Source organism: Rhizobium leguminosarum, from assembly GCF_002953715.1.
Classification (GTDB): domain Bacteria; phylum Pseudomonadota; class Alphaproteobacteria; order Rhizobiales; family Rhizobiaceae; genus Rhizobium; species Rhizobium leguminosarum_V.
In genome coordinates this window covers 1,031,694-1,056,993 of the sequence record NZ_CP025013.1, presented here as the reverse complement: position 1 = coordinate 1,056,993, position 25,300 = coordinate 1,031,694, and the positions used below count along the sequence as shown (strand labels likewise).

The 25,300-nt window shown below is 60.2% G+C and carries 25 protein-coding genes; 4 read left to right on the top strand and 21 right to left on the bottom strand.

Features of this window, described 5'->3' with window-relative positions; all coding sequences use genetic code 11:
* Window positions 1-14: 14 nt before the first annotated feature.
* The 8 genes from CUJ84_RS29350 to CUJ84_RS29315 form a co-directional block, all read right to left on the bottom strand.
* On the bottom strand, window positions 15-1,079 hold the full coding sequence (locus CUJ84_RS29350) for a sugar ABC transporter substrate-binding protein (protein ID WP_105009118.1): 1,065 nt from the start codon (window positions 1,077-1,079) through the stop codon (window positions 15-17).
* A gap of 94 nt (window positions 1,080-1,173) precedes the next feature.
* Window positions 1,174-2,145, bottom strand: coding sequence for a sugar phosphate isomerase/epimerase family protein (locus tag CUJ84_RS29345; protein WP_199788861.1), 972 nt, complete (start codon window positions 2,143-2,145; stop codon window positions 1,174-1,176).
* 250 nt (window positions 2,146-2,395) lie between these two features.
* The gene (rbsK, locus tag CUJ84_RS29340) at window positions 2,396-3,316 is read right to left on the bottom strand and encodes a ribokinase (protein WP_105009116.1); all 921 of its coding nucleotides are present in this window, start codon (window positions 3,314-3,316) and stop codon (window positions 2,396-2,398) included.
* Window positions 3,317-3,326: 10 nt separating this feature from the next.
* Window positions 3,327-3,782: an RbsD/FucU family protein gene (locus CUJ84_RS29335; RefSeq protein ID WP_105009115.1), complete on the bottom strand. Its 456-nt coding sequence runs from the start codon at window positions 3,780-3,782 to the stop codon at window positions 3,327-3,329.
* 22 nt (window positions 3,783-3,804) lie between these two features.
* A complete protein-coding gene (locus CUJ84_RS29330; protein ID WP_105009114.1) occupies window positions 3,805-4,728 on the bottom strand; it encodes a carbohydrate ABC transporter permease in 924 nt (307 codons plus the stop codon).
* A 10-nt stretch (window positions 4,729-4,738) separates the two neighbouring features.
* Window positions 4,739-5,848, bottom strand: a complete 1,110-nt coding sequence (locus CUJ84_RS29325; protein ID WP_105009113.1) for a carbohydrate ABC transporter permease — start codon at window positions 5,846-5,848, stop codon at window positions 4,739-4,741.
* A 111-nt stretch (window positions 5,849-5,959) separates the two neighbouring features.
* Window positions 5,960-7,621 carry a sugar ABC transporter substrate-binding protein gene (locus CUJ84_RS29320; protein WP_105009112.1) on the bottom strand — a complete coding sequence of 554 codons (1,662 nt, stop codon included), beginning with the start codon at window positions 7,619-7,621 and terminating at the stop codon, window positions 5,960-5,962.
* Window positions 7,622-7,697: 76 nt separating this feature from the next.
* A complete protein-coding gene (locus tag CUJ84_RS29315) occupies window positions 7,698-8,759 on the bottom strand; it encodes an ABC transporter ATP-binding protein (RefSeq protein ID WP_105009111.1) in 1,062 nt (353 codons plus the stop codon).
* A 354-nt stretch (window positions 8,760-9,113) separates the two neighbouring features.
* Between CUJ84_RS29315 and CUJ84_RS29310 the strand changes: the two genes are divergently transcribed.
* Window positions 9,114-9,554, top strand: coding sequence for an RbsD/FucU family protein (locus tag CUJ84_RS29310; RefSeq protein ID WP_105009110.1), 441 nt, complete (start codon window positions 9,114-9,116; stop codon window positions 9,552-9,554).
* Window positions 9,555-9,844: 290 nt separating this feature from the next.
* Here the strand turns inward: CUJ84_RS29310 and CUJ84_RS29305 are convergent, their stop codons facing one another.
* The 13 genes from CUJ84_RS29305 to CUJ84_RS29245 form a co-directional block, all read right to left on the bottom strand.
* Entirely contained in the window at window positions 9,845-10,942 is a 1,098-nt protein-coding gene (locus CUJ84_RS29305; protein WP_105009109.1) for a hypothetical protein, read from the bottom strand.
* A gap of 258 nt (window positions 10,943-11,200) precedes the next feature.
* On the bottom strand, window positions 11,201-12,142 hold the full coding sequence (locus tag CUJ84_RS29300) for an ABC transporter ATP-binding protein (protein WP_105009108.1): 942 nt from the start codon (window positions 12,140-12,142) through the stop codon (window positions 11,201-11,203).
* Window positions 12,143-12,164: 22 nt separating this feature from the next.
* Window positions 12,165-12,800 carry an ABC transporter permease gene (locus CUJ84_RS29295; protein WP_105009107.1) on the bottom strand — a complete coding sequence of 212 codons (636 nt, stop codon included), beginning with the start codon at window positions 12,798-12,800 and terminating at the stop codon, window positions 12,165-12,167.
* Window positions 12,797-13,429 carry an ABC transporter permease gene (locus CUJ84_RS29290; protein WP_105009106.1) on the bottom strand — a complete coding sequence of 211 codons (633 nt, stop codon included), beginning with the start codon at window positions 13,427-13,429 and terminating at the stop codon, window positions 12,797-12,799. Before CUJ84_RS29290 ends, CUJ84_RS29295 begins: the two co-directional genes overlap by 4 nt.
* Window positions 13,430-13,465: 36 nt before the next feature.
* Window positions 13,466-14,284: a phosphate/phosphite/phosphonate ABC transporter substrate-binding protein gene (locus CUJ84_RS29285; protein WP_105009105.1), complete on the bottom strand. Its 819-nt coding sequence runs from the start codon at window positions 14,282-14,284 to the stop codon at window positions 13,466-13,468.
* A 5-nt stretch (window positions 14,285-14,289) separates the two neighbouring features.
* Entirely contained in the window at window positions 14,290-15,294 is a 1,005-nt protein-coding gene (locus tag CUJ84_RS29280) for an ornithine cyclodeaminase family protein (protein ID WP_105009104.1), read from the bottom strand.
* Window positions 15,295-15,414: 120 nt separating this feature from the next.
* Entirely contained in the window at window positions 15,415-16,347 is a 933-nt protein-coding gene (locus tag CUJ84_RS29275; RefSeq protein WP_199788845.1) for a glycine betaine ABC transporter substrate-binding protein, read from the bottom strand.
* Between the two features lie 70 nt (window positions 16,348-16,417).
* Window positions 16,418-17,923 (bottom strand): HAL/PAL/TAL family ammonia-lyase, encoded by a 1,506-nt coding sequence (locus CUJ84_RS29270; protein WP_105009102.1) that lies wholly within the window; start codon window positions 17,921-17,923, stop codon window positions 16,418-16,420.
* A complete protein-coding gene (gene hutC, locus CUJ84_RS29265; RefSeq protein ID WP_105009101.1) occupies window positions 17,920-18,687 on the bottom strand; it encodes a histidine utilization repressor in 768 nt (255 codons plus the stop codon). Before hutC ends, CUJ84_RS29270 begins: the two co-directional genes overlap by 4 nt.
* Window positions 18,684-19,535, bottom strand: a complete 852-nt coding sequence (locus tag CUJ84_RS29260; protein ID WP_105009100.1) for a MaoC/PaaZ C-terminal domain-containing protein — start codon at window positions 19,533-19,535, stop codon at window positions 18,684-18,686. Before CUJ84_RS29260 ends, hutC begins: the two co-directional genes overlap by 4 nt.
* On the bottom strand, window positions 19,532-20,338 hold the full coding sequence (locus CUJ84_RS29255; protein WP_105009099.1) for an SDR family NAD(P)-dependent oxidoreductase: 807 nt from the start codon (window positions 20,336-20,338) through the stop codon (window positions 19,532-19,534). The genes CUJ84_RS29260 and CUJ84_RS29255 overlap by 4 nt, the downstream gene beginning before the upstream one ends.
* A complete protein-coding gene (locus CUJ84_RS29250) occupies window positions 20,335-21,885 on the bottom strand; it encodes an acyl CoA:acetate/3-ketoacid CoA transferase (RefSeq protein WP_105009098.1) in 1,551 nt (516 codons plus the stop codon). The genes CUJ84_RS29255 and CUJ84_RS29250 overlap by 4 nt, the downstream gene beginning before the upstream one ends.
* A 99-nt stretch (window positions 21,886-21,984) precedes the next feature.
* Window positions 21,985-23,010: a YeiH family protein gene (locus CUJ84_RS29245; RefSeq protein WP_105009097.1), complete on the bottom strand. Its 1,026-nt coding sequence runs from the start codon at window positions 23,008-23,010 to the stop codon at window positions 21,985-21,987.
* A gap of 99 nt (window positions 23,011-23,109) precedes the next feature.
* Between CUJ84_RS29245 and CUJ84_RS29240 the strand changes: the two genes are divergently transcribed.
* The 3 genes from CUJ84_RS29240 to CUJ84_RS29230 all read left to right on the top strand — a co-directional run bounded on the left by CUJ84_RS29240 (window position 23,110) and on the right by CUJ84_RS29230 (window position 25,239).
* Window positions 23,110-24,033, top strand: a complete 924-nt coding sequence (locus CUJ84_RS29240) for a LysR family transcriptional regulator (RefSeq protein ID WP_105009096.1) — start codon at window positions 23,110-23,112, stop codon at window positions 24,031-24,033.
* A gap of 377 nt (window positions 24,034-24,410) precedes the next feature.
* Window positions 24,411-24,923: a hypothetical protein gene (locus CUJ84_RS29235; RefSeq protein WP_105009095.1), complete on the top strand. Its 513-nt coding sequence runs from the start codon at window positions 24,411-24,413 to the stop codon at window positions 24,921-24,923.
* 112 nt (window positions 24,924-25,035) lie between these two features.
* Window positions 25,036-25,239: a cold-shock protein gene (locus tag CUJ84_RS29230; RefSeq protein WP_003550088.1), complete on the top strand. Its 204-nt coding sequence runs from the start codon at window positions 25,036-25,038 to the stop codon at window positions 25,237-25,239.
* Window positions 25,240-25,300: the final 61 nt, after the last annotated feature.

The following is a 25,300-nucleotide window of genomic DNA, read 5'->3' as shown; positions in this document are numbered from 1 at the left end:
ATCTTTGACGTTCGTTACTTGGCTGCCTTGGCATCTTCCATCAGCACCGCCCGGAGATCGACGCCCGCACCCTGATAGCGGCTGAGATTGTCGGCAGTGATGAGGGCCTGCGGGGTCGCCACCACGCGCGGCAGCTTCTGGCCGGCAACCAGGCGCAGCGCGGCCTCGAGCGCCACTTCGCCGGTCAGGACCGGGAAGCTGTCGACCGTGCCGGTCAGTTCGCCGGCCTTGATCGAAGCATAAGCGTCAGAGATGCCGTCGGTGCCGAAAACGGCGACTTTGCCCTGGAGGCCTGCGGCTTTCACGGCCTCGACGATGCCGAGGGCCATGCCGTCATTGTTGGCATAGAAGCCGACCAGGTCGGGATGCTGGTTAAGGATGTTGGTTGCGGCATCGTAGGACGTCTGACGATCCCAATTTCCCGGAACGCTGGCGACGACTTCGAACTTGCCGCCTTCGCTGATGGTCGATTTGAAACCGTCGGTGCGTTGCACCGCCGCATAGACGCCGGCCTGACCTTCAATGATGGCGACCTTGCCGCCCTCGGGACGATGCTCGATGAACCATTTGGCCACACGCACGCCATTGTCGCGCTGGACGTTGCCGACATAATGCTCGGCCTGCGGAATGACGGCATCGTTGACGTTGACGACCGGAATATTGGCCGCCTTGGCCTGCTCGATGACCGGCTGCAGGTTGGCGTCCGTCTGCGGAGAGACGAGCAAGACGTTATAGCCCTGCGTGATCATGCCCTCGGCGATGGTCAGCTGGCCGAGCTGGTCACCCTCGCTCTGGGCCGCCTGATAAACGACGGGAACGTTGACCTTCTTGCCGAGGGCCGCGTAGCCTTCGCCCAGCGAGCGCCAGTATTCGTTCGTCAGTGTCTTGGAAACGGCGCCGGCCTTCGTGCCTTCGGGCAGCTTGGGGAGCGCGCCAAGCTTGGCTTCGAGTTCCGACCAGTCCATACGGTCCTTTTCGGTATCGGAATTGAGGGGCGCGAGTCCCTGCGCGACGGCCGCGCCGAACAGGAGGCTGGCGGCAATGCCGGCAGCAAGGGTCGTCTTCAAAAAGGTCGTCATCGGTTCCTCCCGGATAGTGTCGATCGGCACGCCTCCGGCATGCCTTGGGTTTCAAGGATCGTAGAAATTCAGGGTATGTTGACGGTCAGGCAGTTCAGCCGAGCATGAGTTCCTGGACAACCGCCTGCGCAGAGACTGCATCCTGTCGGTCAATCGCCCCGGAAAGGCGATTGTCCTGCTCGAGGCGATCCACCACCGTCAGCATCCGCTTGACGGTCTGGATGTTCACCTCGCATTCGTGAACCGGATCGAGACCGGTCATATCGGGGAACGTGTCGAAATAGATCGCGCCGTCATAACCGTCCTTGCGGATCTGACGCAGAAGCTCGATCGTCTGCTGGGTATGCACCGCGCCGACCATCAGACCGTCGTCGCGTTTGGCATAGCCGTCATTGAGATGAACGCCCAGAACGCGGCTGTAGCGGGCAATGAGAGCTGCTGCGAAGGCTGGTTGCTCGTCGGCATAGAGCACATGGGCAAAGTCCAGCGTGACGCCGAGATTGGGCATGTCGACATCCTTGATCGCCAGGAGCGTGGTTGCGCAGTCGGGCATCAGGCTGTAGGAGCGCGGTTCGTTCGGCTTGTACTCGATGCTGATCGCGCAGTCGGGATCATGCAGGCAAACTTCACGAATTCCCTCAATTTCGTGTTGCCAAAGCGTATGATAATCCGCCTGGAAGGCATAATCGAAACCATCCTGGCCGAGCCAGATCGTCATCAGCCTGCTGCCGGCGGCGCGGGCTGAGTCGATGCCCTTCTTGGTGAGATCGATCGCTTCGCGGCGAACCGCCGAATCGGGATTGGTGAAAGCACCGATCTTGAAGGCCGGATTGGTATAATAGCGCATGGCGAAACCGTTGATGGCCAGGCCGAGATCACCGATCTGACGCGCCAGGACGGCAGGATCGTCGGCCACATGGTCAGGATAATTGAGATCGAGATCGGTTAGACCATCGACCTTGGCAGCGCGCGTCGCCATTTGCAGGACGGTCGGCTTGCCGGAAAGATCCGGCCATTCGGCCCTTGGCTTCGAGGCAAAAGAATTAAGGCGGGTGGCGAATTTCAATTGGGTCACGGCTCTGGCTCACTTCAGTCGCTATGCACACTACTTCACAGATTAATTTATATTTGTAAAGTTATAAGTGTTGTGCAATGCATTAATTCGTTGTCGGCCGCGTCGGAGATATCTGCTTCCGCCCTCGCCTCCCTCGCCAAAGCACCGGCGTGCGGAAGCCCGCCGCCGGTATTGGCAGCCTTGGCTGGATGGAATTCGAAAAGGGCCCAGATGGGCCGCCTGCACCGGCAGGATGTCGGCGTCAGCCGGCCATTACGGCCTCGATCTCGGCAAGCGTGGGCATGGCAGGCGCCGTCCCGCGTCTCGTCACGGCAATGCCGGCAGTGGCGCAGCCGAAGCGGACAGCATCGAGCGGCGGCGCGCCTCGCGCAAGTGCTGCTGCAAAACCGCCGACGAAGGCATCGCCGGCGCCGGTCGTATCGATGACCGGGCCGCAGGAGACGGCCGGCACATGAGCCGACTGCCCGGCATTGTGAAACAACACGCCCCGGGCGCCGAGCGTGATGACCGCCGCACCCACTCCCTGCGCCAAAAACACGTCAGCTGCGCGCTTCGCATCGTCTAGCGTTTCGATCGGAAAGCCGACCAGGGCCGCGGCTTCTGTCTCGTTCGGGATGATATAGTCGCAGAGCCGGTAGATCTCCGCTGGAAAGACGCCCGCTGGTGCGGGGTTGAAAATCGTGGTGACGCCGGCCTTCCTTGCGATATCGAGCGCCCGATGGGCCGCGGGTGCAGGCTGTTCCAGTTGGGTGATGAACACAACGGATCGCTCGATCGTCTCGCGCGCTCCCTCGACATCCTCGACGCCGATCGTGCCGGCTGCTCCGGCATAGACGATGATAGCGTTGTCGCCGGTGCGGTCGTTGACATAGATGAAGGCAGCCCCTGTCGGCTTGTCGTCCATGACGGTCAGCTTCGCCGTCACGCCGGCCTGCTCATAGGTCTTGAGCGCCAGATCGCCGAATGTGTCGCGACCGATCTTCGAAATGAAGGACACGGCGGCTCCGGCACGCGCGGCAGCCACCGCCTGATTGGATCCCTTGCCGCCTGGACCGACGGAAAAGCCGCTGCCGGCGATGGTTTCCCCCAGAGCCGGCATGCGCGGCGCGAGATAGGCGGTGTCGGCGACAAAAATGCCGAGAATGGAAATTCCGGTTCTCATGGCTGACACCTCACACGCCTGCAGGTGGGATGACGCCCTTGGTGAACAGGAAGCAGCCATAGAACCGCGTCTCGCCAGTCGAGATTACGCAATAGGCCTGCTTGGCGAGGTCGTAGAAGGCGAAGCGCTCGATGCCGTACATGGGCGAAGGTTTCCCTTCCGCCCGGTCGATCTCCGCCTGCACCTCGCTTTGTACCGCCGGCACCTCCCCCGGCGCGCCCATGACTTCCATGCGGCCGGCGGAATTCTGGAGCGGCGTGTCGAGTGGCAGCACAGAGAGGATCGCACGGATCGCCTGCGGTGCCGAGAGATTGGCCATGCTGAGCTGCCTGCCGACCACCGTCTGGCGGGCCACGCTGTCGCTCGGGAAATTGGTATCGGACACGACCAGCGTGTCCCCATGCCCCATGGAGCGCAAGGCGTGCAGCACGTCTGCATTGAGCGCCGGGTCAAGATTTTTGAGCATTAAAAATATCCTCCTCGTGCCTTTATTTGACGGCGCCCGCCGTCAGGCCCTTCACAATGTAACGCTCCAGGAAAATGCCGACGAGCACCAGCGGCATGATCGCCGCCGTGGCGATGGCGGCCATCGACCACCAGTTGATCCCCTGCGACCCCGTCTGGCTTGCCACCATCACCGGCAGCGTTTTTGCATTCGAACTCGTCAGCAGCGCTGCAAAGAAATATTCGTTCCAGCAGAGAATGACCGAAAGGATGAAAGCTGCCACCATGCCGGGCAGTGCGATCGGCAGGACGATCCGTAGGAAAGCACCCCAGATCGAGCAGCCGTCAACCAGTGCCGCCTGTTCCAGCTCGACCGGGATGGTATCGAACTGGTCGCGCATGATCCATATCACGATCGGCAGCACCATCAGCGTGTAGATAAGAATGAGGCCGATCAGCGTATCGAGCAGCATCAGGTGTTTGTAGAGAACCAGGAACGGCATGGCGAGCACGACCGGCGGCAGGATCAACTGCGACAGGAAGAAGAAGGAAATGTCCTTGTTCGCCATCCAAAGGAATTTATAGGTGAACCGGCTGAGCCCATAGGCCGCCAGCGAACCGATGAGCACCGCCAGGAACGACGCCCCCGCTGACGCCACGATACTGTTGAAAAAGCGACGGATGAACTCGTCGCGCACAGTCGATGGCGCCAGGATCGTATCCGGCGAGAGGCCGAGCGAGCGCCAGCCTTTCCAGTCCGGCGTAAAGTCCACGAACGGGATCAGATGCCCCTGCGTCACGTTGACCGCTGTCTTGAACGAGGTCGTGATCGTCCAGTAAATCGGGAAGAGCGAGATGAAGGCCCAGAAGACCAGAGCCGCATAGATCAGCAGGCTGTTGGTCAGGAATTGCGGGCGCCGCGACCAGAGGCTCCCCCGCCTATCGGATGTTTCAGCGATGATCGCCATGGGCTTCGCCTCAATTTTCACGTTGCATCCATCGGCTCGCCCCTTTCAGGATGAGCGCGACGAAGATGATGATGATGACGAGATAGAATTCCGCAAGCATGGTGCCGTAGCCGACATTGGAACGGTCACGATATTCGCGGAAGATGAAGCTCGACACGGTATCCGTCGCCCCGCCCGGTCCGCCAGCGGTGACGTTGATGACGATATCGGCGAGCTTCAGCTGGAAGATGATGCGCAGGATGACGACCGTCATGCTGACCGGAAGCATGAGCGGAAAGGTAATCTCCTTGAAACTCTGCCAGCCGGACGCTCCATCCACTTTCGCCGCTTCCTTGATTTCGGAAGGAAGCGCCTGGAGACCGGCGAGCAGCAGGATCATCATGAACGGAATCGACACCCAGGCATCCATCGCCATGATCGAGGTGCGCGCGAGCCACGGCGTCGAGAAGAATGCCGGATTGTCCCAGCCGAGATGGCGCGCAAGGGTCGCCGCCGGGCCGAACCGGTATTCCATGAGTGATTTTCCAATCATCCAACTGACGGCTACCGGGCTCAGCATCAGCGGTAGAAGAAAGGCGACGCGGAAGAATTTGCGCGCCTTGATCTCGGCGTTGAGCAGCAGCGCCAGCCCGAAGGCGATGATATATTGAACGAGGACCGAAAGAACATAATAGACCATGTTCAGCAGCGCGTTCCAGAAATACCTGTCTGCAAACAGCGTGCGTAGATTGTCCAGCCCGTTGAAGCGTCGGCCGGCCGCCGCGCTCAGGTTCCAATCCGTGAAAGCGATATAAAGCCCGAAAACGGTCGGGAAAACCACCATGGCGACGGTGAAGAGCACGGCGGGAAGCACGAAAACCGCGCGCTGCCCCGCCTCACCGCGGATCATCACCTGGCTCGCACACAGTGCCACCGCCCAGACGATATAGGCAAACAGCAGCGGTCGCCAGCTGACGAGGCCGAGCTCCGTGACCCCGCTCGCATCGAGGATCTGGAGAATGAGGACGGCGAACAATAAGATGGTCGCAGCGAAGAGCAGCAGCCGACCGCGCCTGGCGGCGGCGCGCTGAACCGTCGTGCCCACCACAGGGCTGACGGCTGGGGTAATCGTATGCGACATAGGCAAGACCCTTGAGGCAGAAAGGCGTGCGGAACCGGGCAACGGTTCAGGCGGCACGACTTTGTGCCGCCTGAGATGATTGACGAGACATCCGAAGATGTCCGTCGGATATCAGGCCCCGAGCGAGGCCTTGTAGAGCGCGAGCTGCTTGTCGCGGCCGAGCTGGTCGGTGATCTTCTCCCAGGCGGCAGCGATCGCATCGGCGCCGGCTTGTGCGGTTACCTGTCCGGCGAAAACCTTGGCCAGTTCGTCTTCCGCGACGCTGTAATACTGGAAGATGCCCGGAATACGCGGCTCGATAGCGGCGTTCGGATGGTTGTAGGAATTCGACTGCGAAGCGAGATAGCCTGAGATAAAGGCCTCGTCATAACCTGCCGACACCCATTCCTTGATGTCGAACTGGCTCTTGCGGTAGCACTGGAAGCCAGACGGATAGGCCGCCGTCCAGAGTGCCAGATCCTTGCCGCCGAGGTGGGCTGCAGCACTCCAGGCCGCTTTCTTCTTTTTCTCATCGCTATCGACCCGGGCCATCACATAGACGCCCCAGCCCAGATAGGCCATGTTCGGCGCGTGGTTCGGGCCGCTGGCAAGCTTTTCCCACTGGCCGGTCTTCGAATTATAGACATCGTCCGATCCCGGAAGAATGTCGAAGCCGATGGTGTCGCCGACGACCGAGCTGTCGCTGGTGCGCGCGCTTGCACCCACGTCCCCCCACCAGGAGACCATGGAACCGGTGCCGGCCAGAAACTGCTGGAAGGCTGTCGTGCCCGGATCGGCATTGAGCTGATCGCCCGCTTCCGATGGCAGGGCGTCGATGACGTCCTGAATCGCCCGGACCCATGCCGGGTTGTTGATGCGCGGCTTCATCGTGTCGGTGTCGAACAACCAGGCCTTGTCATCGGGGTGCTTGGCATAGGCGGTGGCGCGGCTGCCGAGGAAGTAGAAGCCGAAACCGCCCCAAGCCTTCGGCGCGTCGAGATAGCCGACCGCTTCCATGCCGCCGATGGTCTTGCCCTTGAGGAATTTGGTGACCTCCTGAACCTTCTGCCAGGTCTTCGGAACGCCCCACTCGCCCTCGTGGCCTTCGTCCTTCCAGGCCTTCGCCAGGTCGGCATCGGTGAAGTAGTCGGTACGGTAGTTGAAGTTGTGGCAATCGCCATCGACCGAGACGCGGTAGGTCTTGCCGTCCCAGGTGCCAACCGGCGCCTTGAGGTAGTCGACATAGTCGTCCATGTCGATCTGGGTCTTGACCCAGTCCGGCATCTCCGACGCCAGCCCCTTGCCGCAGACATCACCCTCGAACGGCGCGCCCATTTCGAGCAGGTCGAAATCGACCGTACCCGTTGCGATCGCCTGCTGCAGGCGTGGATTGTAGTCGGCCTGCGCGAGGTCGATCCAGGTGATCTTGGCGCCGGTATAATCCTCCCAAGGCTTGAGGAAGCCACGGAACAGAACGTTATGTAGGTTCTGGTTGTTCAGGCCCATGAAAGACAGCTCGACACCGGCGAACTCGCCCTGCTTGACGCTCTTCTTCGTCGCCTCCAGGCACATCTCGCCAACCTTCTGCCAGTCGGCATCCGTTGGCGAGCCTTTGCCGACACCCGGCACCTGCAAGATCTGGCTGCGCAAGGATGCATCCTGCGCAAAGGCCGTTCCGAATGGGCCGAGCATGGCGCTTCCTGCTGCGACCGCACCGAGGCTTGCACTGGTCTTCAGGATGGCGCGCCGGCTCAGGCCGATCGCCATCATTCTCTCGAAATCACTGACTTTCATATGGGTCTCCTCCCGTTGATAAACCGCCACGATTGTGGCTGCCGGCGCTTCCTCCTCGAAGCGGCAGCAAGAACTCTCAGATAAGCCTCAGTCCGCTCTCTCCGTCAAACAGATGGACGAGGGCTGCGTTCGGCGTCATCGCGATCACATGGTCCGATGGCTCCTCGACGCGGTCGCGAAAGACGCCGATGATCTTCTGCTGGCCGAGCTTTGCAAAGACCTGCGTTTCCGATCCGGTCGATTCAACGACCGTCACATGCGCGCTGACCGAGCCGCCAAGTGTGAAGTGCTCGGGCCGGATGCCGTAAAAGGCTGGCCGTCCGTCCGAGCCTGCAGGCGCGCGGTGGAGCGGCAGCCGAATGCCCTCATCGGTCTCGAAGAACGGCTCTGCGGCAGCGCGGATATGGCCCTTGATCAGGTTCATCGACGGCGAACCGATGAAACCGGCGACGAAGGTGTTGGCGGGCGTATCGTAGAGCGTCAGCGGCGAACCGATTTGCTCCACGCGTCCGTCGCGCAGCACCACGATCCGGTCGGCCATCGTCATGGCCTCCACCTGATCATGCGTCACGTAGATCATCGTCGTTGCCAGCCGGCGCTGCAACTCCTTGATCTCGGCTCGCATCTGCACGCGCAGCTTGGCATCAAGGTTAGAGAGCGGCTCGTCAAACAGGAATACCTTGGGATCGCGCACGATCGCCCTTCCCATCGCCACGCGCTGACGCTGGCCTCCTGAAAGCTGGCGGGGATAGCGGGCAAGATACGGCACCAGATCGAGGATCTCGGCCGCCTTGCGCACCTGCCCCTCGATAACGGCCTTGGTCTCACCACGCATCTTCAGCGCGAAGCCCATATTCTCTGCCACCGTCTTGTGCGGATAGAGCGCATAGCTCTGAAATACCATGGCGATATCGCGGTCCTTCGGCGGCAGGTCGTTGACCACCTTGCCGTCGATCCGGATGTCACCGAAGGTTATCGGCTCGAGGCCGGCGACCATGCGCAGCAGCGTCGATTTTCCGCAACCAGACGGCCCCACCAGAACGACGAACTCGCCGTCGGGGATTTCGACGGAAACGCCATGGATCACCGTCAGGTTTCCATAGGCCTTGCCGACATTGACGATATTCATCGATGCCAAATATGATCCTCCTCCAACGGCGTCGCGCACTCCTCGCGACGTTTGATCGACCTTCCTGCAAAGCGGCGGCAGGTAGAGCCCTCAGCTGCACCCGCCACCACTATCCTGGGAGGACGTCATCCGCATCGATAACTTCACACATTGAATTTACATTGTAAAGTAATCCATTGCATAATTCTCAGATATTTCTCGTCTTCGTTCTCGCGACGACTTGACTAACCATAAGCATCATCAAATATGTGGAATACTTTTTGTCCAAAGATATAAACGAAGCATTGAGGCTGCACCCTTTTCCAAACATTACGGAATTGGTATAATCTGTAAAGATTAGACCTTTGGACAGGGAGGCACAACATGCTGAGGGGAATCGATCCAGTCTTAAACGCCGAGCTGATGCATGCTTTGATGCTGATGGGGCACGGGGACCAACTGGTCTTGTGCGACGTCAACCACCCTGCCCAGACCATCGCCCGGCATACGACCTACGGCCACCTCATCGACGTTTCCGGCTGCGGCTTGGAGCGTGTCGCCGAAGCTGTTCTGACGCTTTTCCCACTGGACACATTCATCGATGCACCGGTGAAAAGGATGCAAGTCGTTGGCGACGCCAGCGGGCAAATGCCGATTTTCGCGACGATACAAAAAGTCATCGATCGCGCTGAAGATCGACCCGTTCGGATGGAGGCGTTGGAGCGTTTCGCGTTTTACGAAGCAGCGAAAAAATCCTTCGCGATCGTCAGAACCTCCGACCCAGGGCCGTATGGGTGCTTCATTTTCAGCAAAGGTGTTATCTAAAGTACTTTAACTGCAAAATTGGTCCGAGACGCTTGCGTTTTCGGCGACCGGTGGGGTTTCGGCTGCCTGCGTCGTCGCAGACCAGGACTGAATGAATTTAGAGCCGTGAAGCGCTTCGTGGAGACGACGCCAGAGCGACCGGCCGTTAAGCGAGCGGTCGCTTTAACGGCCTCATACGCGTTCAGGACTGAATTGGACGCAGAAACGCCGAAAGCATTTTCACCGCAAGACAGGCCGCTCAGGTCTACCGACAATCATGAAGGCTCGATCAAACTGCGCGGACCGTCTTGCTATTTCCAGCTCGTGTAATCGTCGGCGACGCAACCAAGCGGCGCGCGATCCTGACCAAACCGCTTCTTGAGCTGCTCGCATCCCCACTCGTTTAACGGCGCCGGCATGAGATTGTTGATGTCCATGCCAGGCGATTGGAATGGTGTCGTGGAGGTCGTGACGTACCAAAGCCAGAAGCCGAGCACACCGACGATGATCAGAAGCAACATACCGAAAAAAACCTGCAACCGCCTCCAGATCGATACCCCCGCCTGCTTGGGGTCTTCAATCAAAACCGGCACACCCCGATCGCTTTCTTGCTGATACGCGAAAGGTGCAAGAGCCGCGTTGCGCTCATCATCCGTAAGCGTCACGCGCTGCAGACGATCGTCCAGAAGCACTGGCAGGGCAGTATTGCCGTGCCTGACAGCCAGTCCGATCGCTTTGCCATTGGCTTCCCCGACGATCAGAGGCTCCTCTCCATTCTTCATGCGCGTGTAAGCCGATCGCCCCGTTTTGTCATTGGCAATCTTGTCATTGTAGGTAATGGAAAGGACGCCGCGTCTGCGGTCGAATGCGGTGACCTCGACCGGAACGGGGGTCAGCATGGCAGGCCGAAGCAATTGGCCCTTGACCCACCAGATGCGGATAGCGAGAAAAATCATCCCCAAGCCCATGCCGCCAAACAGTAGCGCGAACACCGTGAGCGTGATGATCCGGTTCCAGAGCATGTCCAGACCCAGGCTTATCGTCGCAAGTTCCGGATGATCGGCAGATATCACAAGACCGGTTTCGTAGTCGCCAGTATGGAAATCGACGAACATGACCTCGACCTCGGTGTCGTAGTCTCGTCCACCGTAGCTGTAGACAAGGCGTGCCTCGCAATCGGTAAAGACTGCCTTGCGTGTCGTGCATCTACCGTTTTGCACGTCGCCATTTTCGAGCGTCAAAGGGTTCTGGCTGATCTGGAAATCGCGGATCACGCCTGGCGCTTCCGAGACGAATAGAAAGACAGCCAGTGCCAGGATGATCGGCGTTGCCCAGAAGTAAGCATTCGGCGTGGAGATGACGTTGCGCGCCAACGAAAGCGGGCGACTAGGAAGAACAAGCGAAGACAAAGGCGTCGGACCCCCAATGTAACAGCGAAGTGCGCTGGTAAAGCTTAAGACAGCGGCCGATAGTGAACGAGCGGAGTTGATGTCATTCCGGCCGCTTGCCCAATCCCGTTGTGCGAAACCCATCTACAGCCTGAGACAGCCGATCGGCAATCCCTTTCAGCACGCGTGAGTAGCATTGGCATGTTGATCTCTTCGGCAAGGGCCGGTGGTCTTGTTCCGCGTCGAGCAAAACCGCTGCGCACTTTTACCGGAATTGCTCTATAGCCGATTGGCGCGCAATAAGGTGTCACGAGACAAATATCCCGCAAGCGTGCCATCGGCGGCTCTGACGTGCAGGCCTGGCATCTCACCGGAGAGGATGAGCGCCAAGGCATCGTGAACCGTGGCGTCAGCGGCGATCTCGGCTTCACCTTTGAACGGTTCCGGCGCGGTCATGATCGTCGATACGGCAATCAAGCTCAGCCTTTTTATGGCTCGGTCGGGGCCGAGGAAACTCTCGACGAATTCATTGACGGGACGCGCAAGGATCTCCTGCGGGCTATCATATTGAAGGAGGCGGCCATCCCGCATGATCGCGATGCGATCACCCATCTTGATGGCCTCATCGAGGTCATGCGTGACGATGACGACTGTTTTCTTCACCTTCCTGAGAATATCGCGGAATTCGTCCTGAAGTCGGACGCGGGTGATCGGATCAATCGCGCCGAACGGTTCGTCCATCAGCATGATCGCCGGATCGGCGGCGAGAGCGCGGGCGAAACCGACGCGCTGACGCTGCCCGCCCGACAATTCGTGCGGAAGACGCTGCCGCATGATGGCCGGATCAAGGCCGACGAGATCGAGAAGCTCGTCGACGCGGCGATCGCTGCGCGCCTTTTCCCAGCCGAGAAGCCGCGGCACGGTTGCGACGTTGCGTGCGATGGACATATGCGGAAACAGACCAACCTGCTGGATGACATAGCCGATGCTGCGGCGCAGCTCCTTCTGATCGACCTGGGCAATATCCCTGCCATCGACCAGCACGCGTCCCGTCGTGGGGGTCTCCAACTGATTGATCATGCGCATGGTCGTGGTCTTGCCGCAACCCGAAGGACCGATCAGGGCAACTGTCGTGCCGGTCTCGATCAGGAGATCGAGATTGTCGACCGCATGCTGGCCGCTTCCGTCGTAATTCTTCGTAACATGATCGAGATGAATCATCTTGTTATCCGCTTTCGGCCGCTTAGCGCCGTTGAGTGAAGACGCGTTCCAGGGCGCCGAACGCCAATTCCGCAAAGATTGCAAGCAGGGCTATCGGGACCGCTCCGACGAGAAGGCGCGGCATGTTCATGATCGCAATGCCGGCGTTGATGAAATCGCCAAGTCCGCCGCCGCCGATGAAGGAGGCGAGTGCCGCCCCGCCGATGACCTGGATGGCGCTCGTCCTGACGCCTGATAGGATGGACGGAACGGCCAGAGGAAGTTCGATCTCCCACAGCATCTGCCCGGCGCTCATCCCCATTCCATCTGCCGCATCGATCACCGAGGCGTCGATCTCGCGGATGCCGATGATCGTGTTCAACAGCAGCGGCGGCACGGCAAGGACGATGAGGGCGATCACCGACGGCAACAATCCGATGCCGAGGAAAGGCATCGTCGCCGACAGGATCGCAAGGCTCGGTATGGAGCGCAAGGCGCCGGCAATATTGACCACTGCAAAGGCGGCGCGGGGTGCCCGTGCGACGGCAAATCCGAGTGGCACGGCAATGACGAAGGCGATGCCGAGCGACAGGACGCACATCAGAAGATGGCGATTGAAGGCGTTGAAGAAGGTGCCGGAGTTGTTGAAGATCCAGCTGAATGCATCGATCACGATCATGCCGCTTTACCTCCACTGCGCCGACGCAGCAGCTTTTCGAACGAAGCAAAACAGTAGTCAGCAAAGAGCGCCAGAAATGACGTCAGCAGCCCGCCCGCGATGATCTTTTCAGGAAACCGCTGGTCGATACCTTCGAAAATGATGACGCCGAGACCGCCGGCATTGATATAGGCGGCAACGGTCGCGATGCCGATGACCGTCACCATGGCTATGCGGATGCCGCCGACAATATAGGGCATCGCCAGCGGCAGCTCGACTTCCCAGATCCGCCGCGCCGTGCCGTAGCCCATGCCGTCGGCGGCTTCGAGTATGTCACGCGGAATAGCCTGAAATCCCATGCCGATATTGCGGATCAGGATCATCAGCGAGTAGGCGGCAAGACCTGTTATAGCGGGTGCCGCCCCGATACCCATGATGGGAATGAGAAGCGCAAACAGTGCCAGGCTGGGCACGGCGAACAGGATACCGGTGAAGATGATGATGGCCGCAAAACTTCGCGGCCGCCTTGCCGCCCATATCCCGACGATCAGCGAGATCACCAGGGCAATGCCGACCGATGAAAAAACGAGATAGAGGTGCTCCAACAGCGCTTCGAATAGCCGGTCGAGATGTTTAGGGACCCATTTCATCGTCGAGACCTCCGTGTCCGGGCGCTCGTTGGCTGTCTACCATGGGATCCCCAATCTGCGATCGGCGTCGTCGGCTCTCTGCGGCAGAATATCGTAGGCCGACGGAGTGACCGCCGAAAATCGTCTGAGGCCGAGCCGTTCCAAAACCGACGTTCCCCCAGGCGTTTCATGCAACGTCACGAGGCTTTGCTGTAATGCTGTGGTGATGTCCACAGGCAATGTCTGCGCTGCAACCAATAGCGGCGACGGAAGCGGATCGGTCGTCGTAAGAATACGAAGACCATCGACCGCGTTGGGTTCGTGCATCGACAACAATTGAAAAGCGTAAGCGTCGATCGCACCCGCATCGATCCTGCCGTCCTTGAGGGCGGCGACGATGCCTGAAGGATTGAGCAACGGTCCGACGGTCATGCTCTGCTTCATTTTCCCGGCAAACTGGCCGGCAAGGAAGGAGCGCGCCGCGTGGTAGCCCGATTGGGAATCGCGCACGGTCCAGCCCCAGCGGGCCGCAGCGAGATCGGCCACCGCGTTCACCGGCCCGGTGGAGGCGACAAGAATGTGGCTGGCATAGAGCGGCTGGTCCAAAGACCATGCCTCGCTCGAGACGGGTGCGGCAAGCATCGTCGGTCGCGCAGCCACGGGCATGCGCGAAAACGGATAACCGCACATGAAGACCGCGCCCATGTCCGGCCTCGCCCACAATTCCGACAGGGGGGCTGGTGCTGCATGAGCGATGATCTCGAGTTCTATGCCGGACTGCAAGCTGACCAGCGCAAACAGCGCGTCCCACAGGCCGCGAACGCGCGGACTGAGATTATACATTCTCGAACAGGCGATCGGCTCGGACTTCACCATGACGATTATGCGAACCGCAGCCGCTGGCCGATATTCATCTCTCTTGCCTTATCGACCATGGCGGCGCCGAGCGCCACGTCGGTCGTGCTGAGGCCGCGATGCCAGAACAGGATTGTCTCCTCGTCACTTTCGCGGCCGGGCTTCATGCCGCAGACGATCTGGCCGATTTCGGCATGCAGGTTCTCGGCCGTCACCTTGCCCTCGTCGACGTGACGGCGAAGCGCTCCGAAAGGCTTGCCGGGGCCGCATTGTCCCCAATCGTCGACGACGACCTTATCCATGATGTCGGTGAGATCGAATTCAAGCGCGCTCATCGTGCCATAGGGCACGACGAAGGCCCCCTTCTTCACCCATTCGGTCTTGAACAGCGGCGCCGGTTCCGGCAGGCGGCTGGCCTCGACCATGATGTCGGCGCCCTTGAGGCAATCCTCCCAATTGTCGGTGACGACGATCTTCTTGTCGAGATCCGCCTCAAGACGCTTGGCGAAGGCATCACGACTTTCCGGCCGGCGCGAATGCACACGGATTTCATCGAAGTCGAAGAGATGATCGAGAAGGCGGACATTCCAATAAGAGGTTCCGCGGGCACCGATATGGCCGAGAATCTTGCTGTCCTTGCGGGCGAGATATTTTGCGCCAAGGGCAGTCACGGCGCCGGTGCGCATGTCGGTGATAGCAGTTGCGTCGATGATGGCCTTCGGCACGCCGGTGTTCGGGTCGAACAGGTTGAGGACCGCAAGCTCTGAAGGCAGATCGACCTTGTAGTTGTCGACGAAGTCGCCGACGACTTTGACGCCGGCATAATTCAGCGCTTTGACATAGCCGCGAAGCACGTTGAAATGGCCTTTGTCGGAGCTCTCCGGCACAAGATGAACACGCGGTTCGATGACGGTTTCACCCCTGCCCTGTGCATCCAGCGCCTTCGATACCGCATCGAGAATCTCGTCATTCGTCAGCGCCAGCGCCTTGGCATCGAGGGCGTTGAGATAATCGATCCAGATTTCCTGCATTTCCTGCTTCTCCACATTTCTGTCCGGCCCCGGACCGGACGGATTTTCGAACAAATACCGTTAAAGGATCGCCGCGCCAGACCGCGGCCGGATTGATACCCGGCCGCGGAGGCATGACAATCATTTCGGCAGCAGGCCGTTTTCCTTCAAGAATTCGACCGCCACGTCCTTGGCTTCCTCGTGATCGGTCTCGACCTTGGCATTGAGGACCCGCATCTTCTCATTGTCGAGATGGGAGCCGACCGCTTCCAGCAGTTCGGCAACCTTCGGGTTGGCCTTCAGCACATCCTGGCGGACAACGGGAGCCACGTAATAGGGCGGAAACAGACCCTTGTCGTCTGCCAGCGGCACGAGGTTCTTCGAGCCGATCTGCCAGTCGGTCGCTGCACCGTTGGCAACGTCGATGTCCTTTTGTTCCAGCGCGTCATAACGAAGACCAAGCTTGGCAAACTGCTTGAACTCCTTGAACTCGGCATCGTAGACGCGCTTCAGGCCGGGCAAGCCGTCGGCGCGGTCGGGAAATTCGGCGCCGCCGCCGAAGACCAGGGTCTTGGAAACCTTGGCGAGATCCGACAGGCTCTTCAGATTGTTGGCCTGCGCCGATTCCTGCCGAACGACGATGACGTAGCCGTTGTTGATGCCGCTCGGCTTCAGCCATGTAAGGTTGAACTGCTTGGCGTAGAAGTCCTTGACCTGGGTGTAGACCTTGTCGGCATCGGTCGACATCTCGCCCTTGACGACAGACGCGAGTGCCGTGCCGGTATATTCCGGATAGAGATCGATCTCGCCCGTCACCAATGCCTGGTGCGCAATCAGCGTGCCACCGAGGTTGATTTTGCGCTCGACGGTCAAGCCGGCATTTTCCAGAACGGCGGCATACATTTCGGCGAGGATGAACTGCTCGGTGAAATTCTTGCTGCCAACCTTGATGGTCTCTGCGGATGCAGACTGGAACATGGCGGCTGCCATGATACCCGCTGCAAAGATGCCTTTTGTCCAATTTTTCATAACCATTCCCTCTTGTTGACTTTTCAATGAACGAACCGATGGCATTCCCCGGAACAACCATCGGCATGACCGGTCAGCGCCTTGCCCTTCTTGCCGGGGCAGTGGCGAACCGGGCTTATTGCGGGCCAAGCCCGATCAATGCGGCAATCGTCGCAAAATCCGGCCCTTGCGCGCGATCCTCTTCAAGCGGCGGAACGTGGCTGCGGACGAAAGCATGGGCTTGCGCCGATCCCTTGCCCAATTCGCCTGAGACGCCTCGCAGCTCGACGGCCTGTACCGAGGCGATCAGTTCGATGGCGACCAGATAGCGCAGGCGCTCGACGATCGCCTGCGTCTTCGCCAAAACGCTCGGGGCCATCGACGCCTGGTCTTCGATGCCATCGGCGACGGGAAACGGCGAGAGCGAAACCGGCATGGCGAGATGGCGGATTTCGGCTTCCATGGCCGAGACGGTCTTTTGCACGGTCGCAAAACCGGTACGGCTCTGGCCCATCGGGGTCAGGAAGCGCGGGAGGTCGGACATGCCGGGCGACATGATTTTCATGATCCGATAGGCGGTGCCTGCGGCGCAATGCGCCATCGCCTGCCCCAGCCTTTCCCAGGCGAGCACAAACGCGGTCATGTCAAAATTGCCGTGTGAAAGAATGACGCCCTCGGATGCGATCACGACAGGATTGTCGCTGGAGCTGACGAGCTCTATCTCGGTCGCCTGCCTTGCCTCGTCGATCGCATGCCTCAACGCGCCCCAGACCTGCGGTGTGCAGCGATAGCTCAAAGGATCCTGGAGACGTCTTGCTGCATCGGCGGCGAGCAAGGAGCTTCCCGAAAGCAAGTCCATCAACTGAGCGGCGACACGGCGCTGTCCAAAGGCCGGTCTCGCGGCCAGAGCGCGGTCGTCGAAGACGCTGACATTGGCCCGGAACGCTTCGAAATTTACGGCAATCGCCTTCAGGGACCAATCGAAGAGCCGCTCGATATCCTCAAGCGCCAGACAGGCGAGGCCGATAGAGAGACTGTTGGCCACAACAAGCGCATGCCCGTCCTTCGGCGCCAATTCGAGCGGCTTCAGGCCTGCCCTTTCAAGAGCGATGGCGGCCGGCAGCACGTCGCCGCCAAGCTCGATCTCGCCGAAGCCGAGAAGGCCGCGGCTCATATGGGCAAGCGGAGCCAAATCCGCCGCCCCGATCGAGCCCAATGACGGGACGACAGGATGAACACCTGCATTGATGGCGGCAATCAGACCGTGGAAGACTTTGGAAGAAACGCCGGAACCGCCCGCCGCCATGCCGGCGGCCCTGACGGCCATCATCGCCCGCACGGATTCCTGTGCTAGCGGTTGTCCGACGCCGACCGCGCGGGCTTGCGGCACACGCATCTGGAACGCCGCCAGATCTTCCGTTGCAAGTCGTGTATCGACCCCCGCTCCCAGTCCCGTCGTTAGGCCATAGACCGGCAGATCCTTTTCCGTATAGCGATCGACGACGGCGCGCGCGGCCGCAAGCCGGGCCTCGACCTCGGCGGATACTTCGATCCTTGCATGACGACGGGCAATTGCTGCGATGTTCTCAATTGTCGGCGGCGCTGCGCTAAAGATGATCGATGGAGAATTGGGAGCGCTCACTGTTTTTCTCCGAGAATAGCGACGGGTTTAGAAGGACCCTTGGTGGACCGCGCTTCCAGTCGATATTGCGCGCCCGGATAGTATAACAGCGCGCAGGTCACGACGGCTTCGCCTGACCAAGTCCTCCGAAAGACGCGCAGGCAAGGGTGATCATTCTTCAGGCCGAGATATTTGCGTATGGCGGGATCCGGTTTGACGGCCTGGACGATATGTTCGAACGCCGTTATCGGCGCCACCTTCGTCAGATATTCGTGCGGCGTCATGCTGCGGAAATCGGTCGACAGATAGTCGGGCGCCACCAGCGGATTGACATAGCGCTCCTCGATCTGAATGGGCTGGTCGTTTTCCATGTGCACGATCAGCGAATGCATCACCTCCGCGCCGAGGGTCAGTTCGAGCGCGTCGGCAACATTGGCATCCGCCTTCATCAGCCCGGCCTTGACGACCACCGCCTGATGCGTGTGACCCCGTTCCAGTATTTCATCGGCTATGTTGCGGATTTGAAGCAGATCGACGTCCAAGTGCTTTGGCGACACGAAGGTTCCGATGCCGGCGGATCGCTTGAGAACACCCTCGAACATCAACTCCCGCAGTGCCCGGTTCGCCGTCATGCGGCTGACGCCGAATGCCGCCACCAATTCGCTTTCGGAGGATACCCGGTCCCCCGGCTGCAGCTTGCCCTCGGCGATCTCGGCCAGGATCTGCTCCTTGATCCTGATATAATGGCGCGCCTCGCCGGCGGCCGGTTTGACTGCTTTCGTCATGACAGCCTCGCCATGCCATTGTCGAGGATGATAGCGTCCCGAGAAGCAACGAGCCCCCTGAAGCGGATCTCGGCATCGTTGCGCCATATCTGCACGGTGATCGTTTCCCCGGGAAAGATCGGCGCGCTGAAACGCGCCGCAATCGCGCTCAAGCCGATAGCCATGCCTGGATCGAGGGCAGCGACGATGGCGTAGCCCGCATAGCCGAAGCTGCACAGTCCATGCAGGATCGGCCGGTCAAAGCCGCTCCGGCCGGCTGCCTGCGGATCGACATGCAGTGCATTGAGATCGCCGTTCAGGCGATAAAGCAGAGCGGCGTTGCCAGGAATGTCGACATTGAATTCCAAGTCCGGCTCTCCGCCCGGGACTTTGGACAGAGGTTCAGGCGCAGATCCCACCGAACCGCATCCACCGTCGCCGCGACACGCATTCGTCTGGACGATCGTCGCGATCGGCTCATCCCCGTCCGCGGTTGCGATCAGGCGCTCGAAGCTGACGAACATTCCTTTCTCAACGCCGCGGTCGATCACCGACAGGACGCGCGACCGGGAGATCAGCGGCACATCGAGGGGGACCGGCCGGTGGATCGTCAGGCGATGTTCGGAATGCACGAGACGCGCCCAGTCGACGCCTGTCTGCTGCATCCATGGGCCTGGATGGGCCACGATATTGGCAAGGGTCGGCGCGGTCACGAGATCGCGTTCATAGACGTAGTTCAATGCCTTTTCGTCGAGCGCGTTGGTGCCGTAGCCAACCGACAGGGCGTAAAGGATGGCATCTCTTGCGGTGACCACATGTGTTGCTTGCGGCACCGGGAAGTCGAGGATGGATTGGGCCGACAGCGTCACGATGCGGCTCCGCCAGATGTCGCAGGTTTGCGAACGCCGCCGGACAGGCGGATGCCGCCGTCAACGGAAAGCAATTCGCCGGTAACGAAGTCTGCACCCTGAACAAGCCAGACAATAGCGCCGGCAACGTCTTCCGGCGTCGCGACACGGCCGAGCGGCGCGGTTTCCGAAAATCGCTTGGCAATGGCTCCATAGGCATCCGGCCCGAGCGTGTCGCGCATCCAGCGCGTATCGATGATGCCGGGACAAACGGCATTCACGCGGATATCGGGACCGCAGGTGCGCGCCAAGGCCAAGGTCAGCGCATTCAGCGCGCCCTTGGAGGCCGTATAGGCAAGCGAGCTGCCGCCGCCAGTAAAGGCAACATTGGATGAGACATTGACGATCGCACCGCCGCCGCTGTCACGCATCGCAGGCACCGCCGCCCGGCACATCTGATAGGCGCCGATGACGTTGACACCGAAAACGTTCTGGAAATCTTCGGCCGACAGCGTCTCCAGATCGAAAGGATCGGATTTGACCGTCATTGCGGCATTGTTCACCAAGGCGTCGAGCCGCCCCCATCGGTTGACGGCGGTCGCGACCATCCGGCGGCAAGCCGCGTCATCGGCAACGTCGGCCTGGACGATCTCCACCTCAGCGCCCAGGCTGCGGCAGATATCGCCGGTCTCATCGGCCTCTTTCTTGCTGCGGCTGTAGTTGACGACCACCCTGGCACCGCCCTCGGCGAATTGCTTCACGCATGCGGCCCCGACGCCCGTTGCCGAGCCAGTGACGATGATGGCGGCTCCCTCGATTTTCATGGGGCAAAGTCCTTCATCGCATGGGTCGAAAACAAACGTGCATCCATCTGCTTAAGCTGGTCCGACACAGCGACGCTCTTCGGCAGGCGATCGAGAATATGGGCGGCAAGATCGATGCCGGGGGCAAACTCCGTCAGCGTCAAGCATCCGTCGATTACCCGAAAGACAGCCCGCTCGGTGACGACGAGCTGTGACTGACCCTCCGGCGCAAAGGCGGGGCTCGAACTGATCTGGTCGACATCATCAACGATCTTGCAGAAGCGGCCGTCCTGGATGATGTCGAGCCTGCCGTCGGCAACCGCAATTTCAGCGCCACCAGCCGAAAACGCGCCGAGATAGACAACGTGCTTGGCCGTCTGCGAAATATTGGTGAAGCCGCCGACCCCGACGATGGAGTTATTAAATCGGCTGACATTGACCGCACCGTGCGGATCCACCTCGGCCATGCCGAGGAAGGCGATATCGAGGCCGCCACCGTCGTAAAAATCAAACTGCGAAGCCTGTGGGACGATGGCGGTCGGATTGACGGCGGCGCCAAAGGACAGCTCCTCGGCCGGCACGCCACCGATGACGCCGGACTCGATCGTCACCGTATAATCGTCGAATCCCTCTTCGCTGGCGATGCGGCCGATCCCGGCGGCAATGCCGATGCCGAGGTTGATGGTTGGACGATTGAGCGGCGCCAGCTCCAGGAAGGCACGTCGCTGAATAATTTTATCGACCGACAGTGGCGCCGGCTGCAGGCGGCTCACCGCCATCCGGACGCGCCCGGTATAAGCGATATTGTCCGTCTCGGCGAAACTGACGCCGTGCTGGGCCGGATCATCGCAGACGACGACATAATCGACCAGCGCCGCCGGGATACGAACCTCGTTGGCCGGCAACGAGCCGCGCTCGGCAATCCGCTTGACCTGGACGACGACGATACCGCCGGAGTTTCGGCCTGCCTGCGCCATGGCGAGCACGTCGAGCGGGAAAGCCTCATCCTCGAGAGTGATGTTGCCGTCTTCGTCGGCCGTCGTTCCGCGCAAAAGCACGCAGTCGAGCGGCATCGACGGATAAAGCAGCCATTCCTTGCCGCGCAACGACACACGCTCGACAAGCGCGCGCGGCGTCGTCGCATTCATGCGGCCGCCGCCATGCAGCGGATCCATGAAAGAGCCGAGCCCGATATGGGTGACCACTCCAGGCTGACCGGCGGCAATCGCCCGATAGAGCTGCGCGATGACGCCCTGCGGCCAGCAATGCGCCTCGATCTTTTCCTCGATCGCCAGTCTGCCAAGGCGCGGCGTTCCCCGCCATCCCCCGGCAATCACGCAGGTGACGAGGCCTTCATAGCCAAAATGCCCCATGCCGCGCGTTTGACGATCGCCCGTGCTGGCAGCAAACAGAAGTGTCAGGTCGCGGGGTTTTCCAGAGGCGAGGAAACGCTCCTCCACTGCAGCCGTGATGGCTTCGGGATGGCAGCATCCTCCAAAACCCGAAGCAGCGACAGTCATCCCGTCTTCGAGAAGATCCGCAGCTTGTTGTGAAGAGATGACCCGCATGACGATCTTTGCTTCCCCGGCCTGTATATACAGGCTAGTCGCCGATCGTTTCGAAGGCAACTGGAATCTTTGCAAGTATTTTGGGCATATTACCTTCGATCAGACGATATTCAGCAGTCCGATCAGGCAAAGCCCAAGAGCCGCCAGCGCCAACAGCGACAGCGCTGCCGCCGCAAGGACGCGACCGCCGGTATGGGCGACGGATCTGACATCAACGGAGAGGCCCAAAGCGGCCATGGCGGTGACGGTGAAGGCGGCGGAGACAGCCGACATCCCGGGCAGCAACGGCGCCGGGATCGCGTCGAGGGAACGAAGCGTCGCCATCGCTGCAAAACCGAGGATGAACCAGGGGAGAACATGGCGGAGATTGACTGAAGAGCCGCCAGCACGGCGGCCATGAACTGCACCGAGCAGAAGGATGACGGGTCCGAGCATCATCACGCGGATCAGTTTGACGAGCGTGCCCACCTGGGTGCTGACGGCTCCGGCAGAAGCGGTGGCCGCCAATACCTGCGGGACGGCATAGGCTGTCAGGCCTGCGAAAACGCCATATTGTAAGGCGCTCAGACCCAAGAGCAGATGAAGAAGCGGCAGCGTCAACACTGCCCCGATGCCGAGCAGCGCGGTAAAGGCTATCGAGGCCGCGATATCATCCGGTTTGGCGCCGATCACCGGCGCTGCCGCGGCAATCGCAGAATTGCCGCAGATCGAGTTGCCGCAAGCAACCAAGGTCGCCAGGCTGGCCGACAGTCCGAAGAGCCGTCCGATCAGAAAGCTGCCGGCCAAAGACAGAGCAACCAGAACGGCAATTCCGCCGACAAGCGGTAGTCCGGCCTGGCGGATGGCAGCCGTGCTGAGCGAGGCGCCGAGCAACACGACGGCAATTTCGAGAAGCGTCTTGGCGGCGAACTGGATGCCGGGAATGAAAGCCTGCGGCAGACAGACCGAGGAGCGCACGGCAATGCCGATCAAAATGGCAAGCACGAGGCTCTCGACCCAATGCGAGCCGAAAATCATCAGCTGCAACCGCTCAATCAGATGCGCAGCGAGCGTGACTGCCGCACAAAGGACGAGTCCTGGCAGGACGGCAGGAAACGACAGGGAACGTGAGGCAGAAACGAGCATCGGCAGACCTTGCGGAGGGCCATACTGTCCCACACACAATTGTCGACTTCCATTGAATAGTTTTGTATGATTCATTCGGTAAAATCGAACGATTGAATCATGACGTTTGAACAGCTCTCCATTTTCGTCGCGGTTGCCGAACGCGAGCATCTGACCAAGGCTGCCTTCGCGATCGGGCTCACGCCCTCGGCTGTCAGTTCGGCTATCCGCAATCTCGAGACCTCCTATGGCGTCGAGCTTTTCCACCGCGTCGGACGCCGCATAGAACTGACATATGAAGGACGGGTGTTTCTTGGAGAGGCAAGAGCGACGCTGGCGCGCGCAAAGGCCGCAGCGCTCGTCCTGTCCGATCTCGGCGGCTTGCAAAAGGGTGAACTGGTCGTTTTTGCAAGCCAGACGATCGCAAGCTACTGGCTGCCGGCGATGCTGATGCGTTTCAAGATCCGCTACCCGGGCATTGACCTGAAGCTGATGATTGGCAACACGACCACGGCGGCAAAAGCGGTTCTCGATGGATTGGCCGAGGTCGGCTTCGTCGAAGGCAGCGTTGATGAGCCGGCGCTGAATATTCAGCCGCTTGCCGAGGACGAACTCCTTGTCGTCGTCGGTCCGCGCCATCCCTGGGCGCGTGGCAAACCAATTGCACCGACGGACCTGGTTTCAGGCACGAAATGGGTCATGCGGGAAAAAGGGTCCGGAACCCGGTCGGCTTTCGAGGCCGCGATTTCCAATCTCGGCATAGCCCCCGGAGATCTGGCTGTCGCGCTTGAGCTGCCGTCGAACGAGGCGGTCATATCGGCAGCAAGAGAAGGCCTCTGCGCGACGGTCGTCTCAGGTGCCGTGGCCGCGCCGCTCTTGACGCAAGGTCTGCTGGTGAAGGTGCGCTTTCCTCTGCCGTCCCGCCAATTTGCAATCCTGCGGCATAAGCAAAGGCACTCCAGCCGCGCCTCATTGGCGCTGGAAACGATTTGCCGCGAGGATAAAGCTGCTGAAGTCAAAAATGGGGAGGACTGGACGCTCTAGGTCTAGGTACTCGATCGACTGCACGGGCGACGTCCGAAGAAGCAGCCGCCCTCGAAGCTTTTCAACCGGTTGAGCTTGGGCTCGACTGTGCCACTTCGCTTCTTCGTCCGCGCGAAGTCGCGTTCGCATCTAAAGAGCTTTCCTCTGCCATCGGAACTCCAGCTTTTATGGAGCAGAAGGCGTGGCGCCGCCGAAAGATGCAGGCTGAGCTCGCGACGGCCCCGGCGAAGGTTCTTTTTCGCGAGATAGTGGTGGCTGCGAGCCCAATCGATGCTTCCCGTATGGAACGAAATTAACGTGCGGCGGTTATATGACCGCCTTCCTCCTCAACAGCCGAGCGTGGGGGTCCTGATGTACCGCGGTCGAAAGTGACTCACATGATCAAGATCCTTGCATGCTCCATCGCCGTTGCGGCGGCGTCAATGGCAACGGCCGGCGCCGCCCGCGCCGACGAATCCGCCTTCTTGAAAACACTTGCGGGAAGCTGGAGCGGCAAGGGGACGGTGAAAGTGCGGACAAACGCACCCACCATTAAAGTCACTTGTCGTTTCAAGTCGGATGCGAATGCGAGCTCCCTCGCACTCAATGGGCGCTGTACCAGCCTTGTCGTTTTTTCCCGCGTCATCAGCGCTAACCTCAAGGCCAGCGGCGACACTTACACCGGCTCCTATGTGGGCGCGGGCACCGGCACCGCGGGTCTTGGCGGAAAGCGCGCTGGTAATGCCATAAGCCTCGCGATCAAATGGGCGAAAGAAGTGAACGGCGATCGGCGTGCGCAGATGACCATCGAAAAAACCGGAGCATCGGGCATGCGTCTCACAACCATCGATACCGACCCCGCCACAGGCCGATCGGTTGTTACGAGCCGCATAGAGCTTCGTCGGAGCTGATCTCTTTTTGCGTTCAAAAGGCCGCCAGTGTGCTAAAGGGTTGATAGAGAAGCGTCGAAGCTATAGTTTCGCCTTCGCAAATCGTCGAACGATACAAGGAAATAGTTATCTCATGCCGACAGGTACCGTTAAATTCTTCAATGACGACAAGGGCTTCGGCTTCATTACCCCTGAGGGTGGCGGACAGGACGTTTTTGTTCACGTGTCTGCGCTGCAAAGCGGTGGGTCGCTTCGCGAAGGCGACAAGGTCAGCTTCGAAGTTGGACAGGATCGCAAGACCGGAAAATCGAAGGCTGAGAACGTCTCGACCCTCTGATTGAAAATAGAAGATGGCCCAGCCTGCGTTGAGCGGGTTGGGCTCGTCATCACGAGCCGCA

Bases quoted from the DNA above. Each gene is read 5' to 3' on its own strand.
- CUJ84_RS29255 (WP_105009099.1), bottom strand. From the start codon at position 20,338: ATGAAAATCGAGGGAGCCGCCATCATCGTCACTGGCTCGGCAACGGGC.
- CUJ84_RS29330 (WP_105009114.1), bottom strand. From the start codon at position 4,728: ATGGCGATCATCGCTGAAACATCCGATAGGCGGGGGAGCCTCTGGTCG.
- CUJ84_RS29280 (WP_105009104.1), bottom strand. From the start codon at position 15,294: ATGCAGGAAATCTGGATCGATTATCTCAACGCCCTCGATGCCAAGGCG.
- rbsK (WP_105009116.1), bottom strand. From the start codon at position 3,316: ATGAGAACCGGAATTTCCATTCTCGGCATTTTTGTCGCCGACACCGCC.
- CUJ84_RS29250 (WP_105009098.1), bottom strand. From the start codon at position 21,885: ATGCGGGTCATCTCTTCACAACAAGCTGCGGATCTTCTCGAAGACGGG.
- hutC (WP_105009101.1), bottom strand. From the start codon at position 18,687: ATGACGAAAGCAGTCAAACCGGCCGCCGGCGAGGCGCGCCATTATATC.
- CUJ84_RS29245 (WP_105009097.1), bottom strand. From the start codon at position 23,010: ATGCTCGTTTCTGCCTCACGTTCCCTGTCGTTTCCTGCCGTCCTGCCA.
- CUJ84_RS29320 (WP_105009112.1), bottom strand. From the start codon at position 7,621: ATGAAAGTCAGTGATTTCGAGAGAATGATGGCGATCGGCCTGAGCCGG.
- CUJ84_RS29335 (WP_105009115.1), bottom strand. From the start codon at position 3,782: ATGCTCAAAAATCTTGACCCGGCGCTCAATGCAGACGTGCTGCACGCC.
- CUJ84_RS29240 (WP_105009096.1), top strand. From the start codon at position 23,110: ATGACGTTTGAACAGCTCTCCATTTTCGTCGCGGTTGCCGAACGCGAG.
- CUJ84_RS29295 (WP_105009107.1), bottom strand. From the start codon at position 12,800: ATGATCGTGATCGATGCATTCAGCTGGATCTTCAACAACTCCGGCACC.
- CUJ84_RS29230 (WP_003550088.1), top strand. From the start codon at position 25,036: ATGCCGACAGGTACCGTTAAATTCTTCAATGACGACAAGGGCTTCGGC.
- CUJ84_RS29300 (WP_105009108.1), bottom strand. From the start codon at position 12,142: ATGATTCATCTCGATCATGTTACGAAGAATTACGACGGAAGCGGCCAG.
- CUJ84_RS29290 (WP_105009106.1), bottom strand. From the start codon at position 13,429: ATGAAATGGGTCCCTAAACATCTCGACCGGCTATTCGAAGCGCTGTTG.
- CUJ84_RS29310 (WP_105009110.1), top strand. From the start codon at position 9,114: ATGCTGAGGGGAATCGATCCAGTCTTAAACGCCGAGCTGATGCATGCT.
- CUJ84_RS29350 (WP_105009118.1), bottom strand. From the start codon at position 1,079: ATGACGACCTTTTTGAAGACGACCCTTGCTGCCGGCATTGCCGCCAGC.
- CUJ84_RS29285 (WP_105009105.1), bottom strand. From the start codon at position 14,284: ATGGTGAAGTCCGAGCCGATCGCCTGTTCGAGAATGTATAATCTCAGT.
- CUJ84_RS29275 (WP_199788845.1), bottom strand. From the start codon at position 16,347: ATGCCATCGGTTCGTTCATTGAAAAGTCAACAAGAGGGAATGGTTATG.
- CUJ84_RS29325 (WP_105009113.1), bottom strand. From the start codon at position 5,848: ATGTCGCATACGATTACCCCAGCCGTCAGCCCTGTGGTGGGCACGACG.
- CUJ84_RS29235 (WP_105009095.1), top strand. From the start codon at position 24,411: ATGATCAAGATCCTTGCATGCTCCATCGCCGTTGCGGCGGCGTCAATG.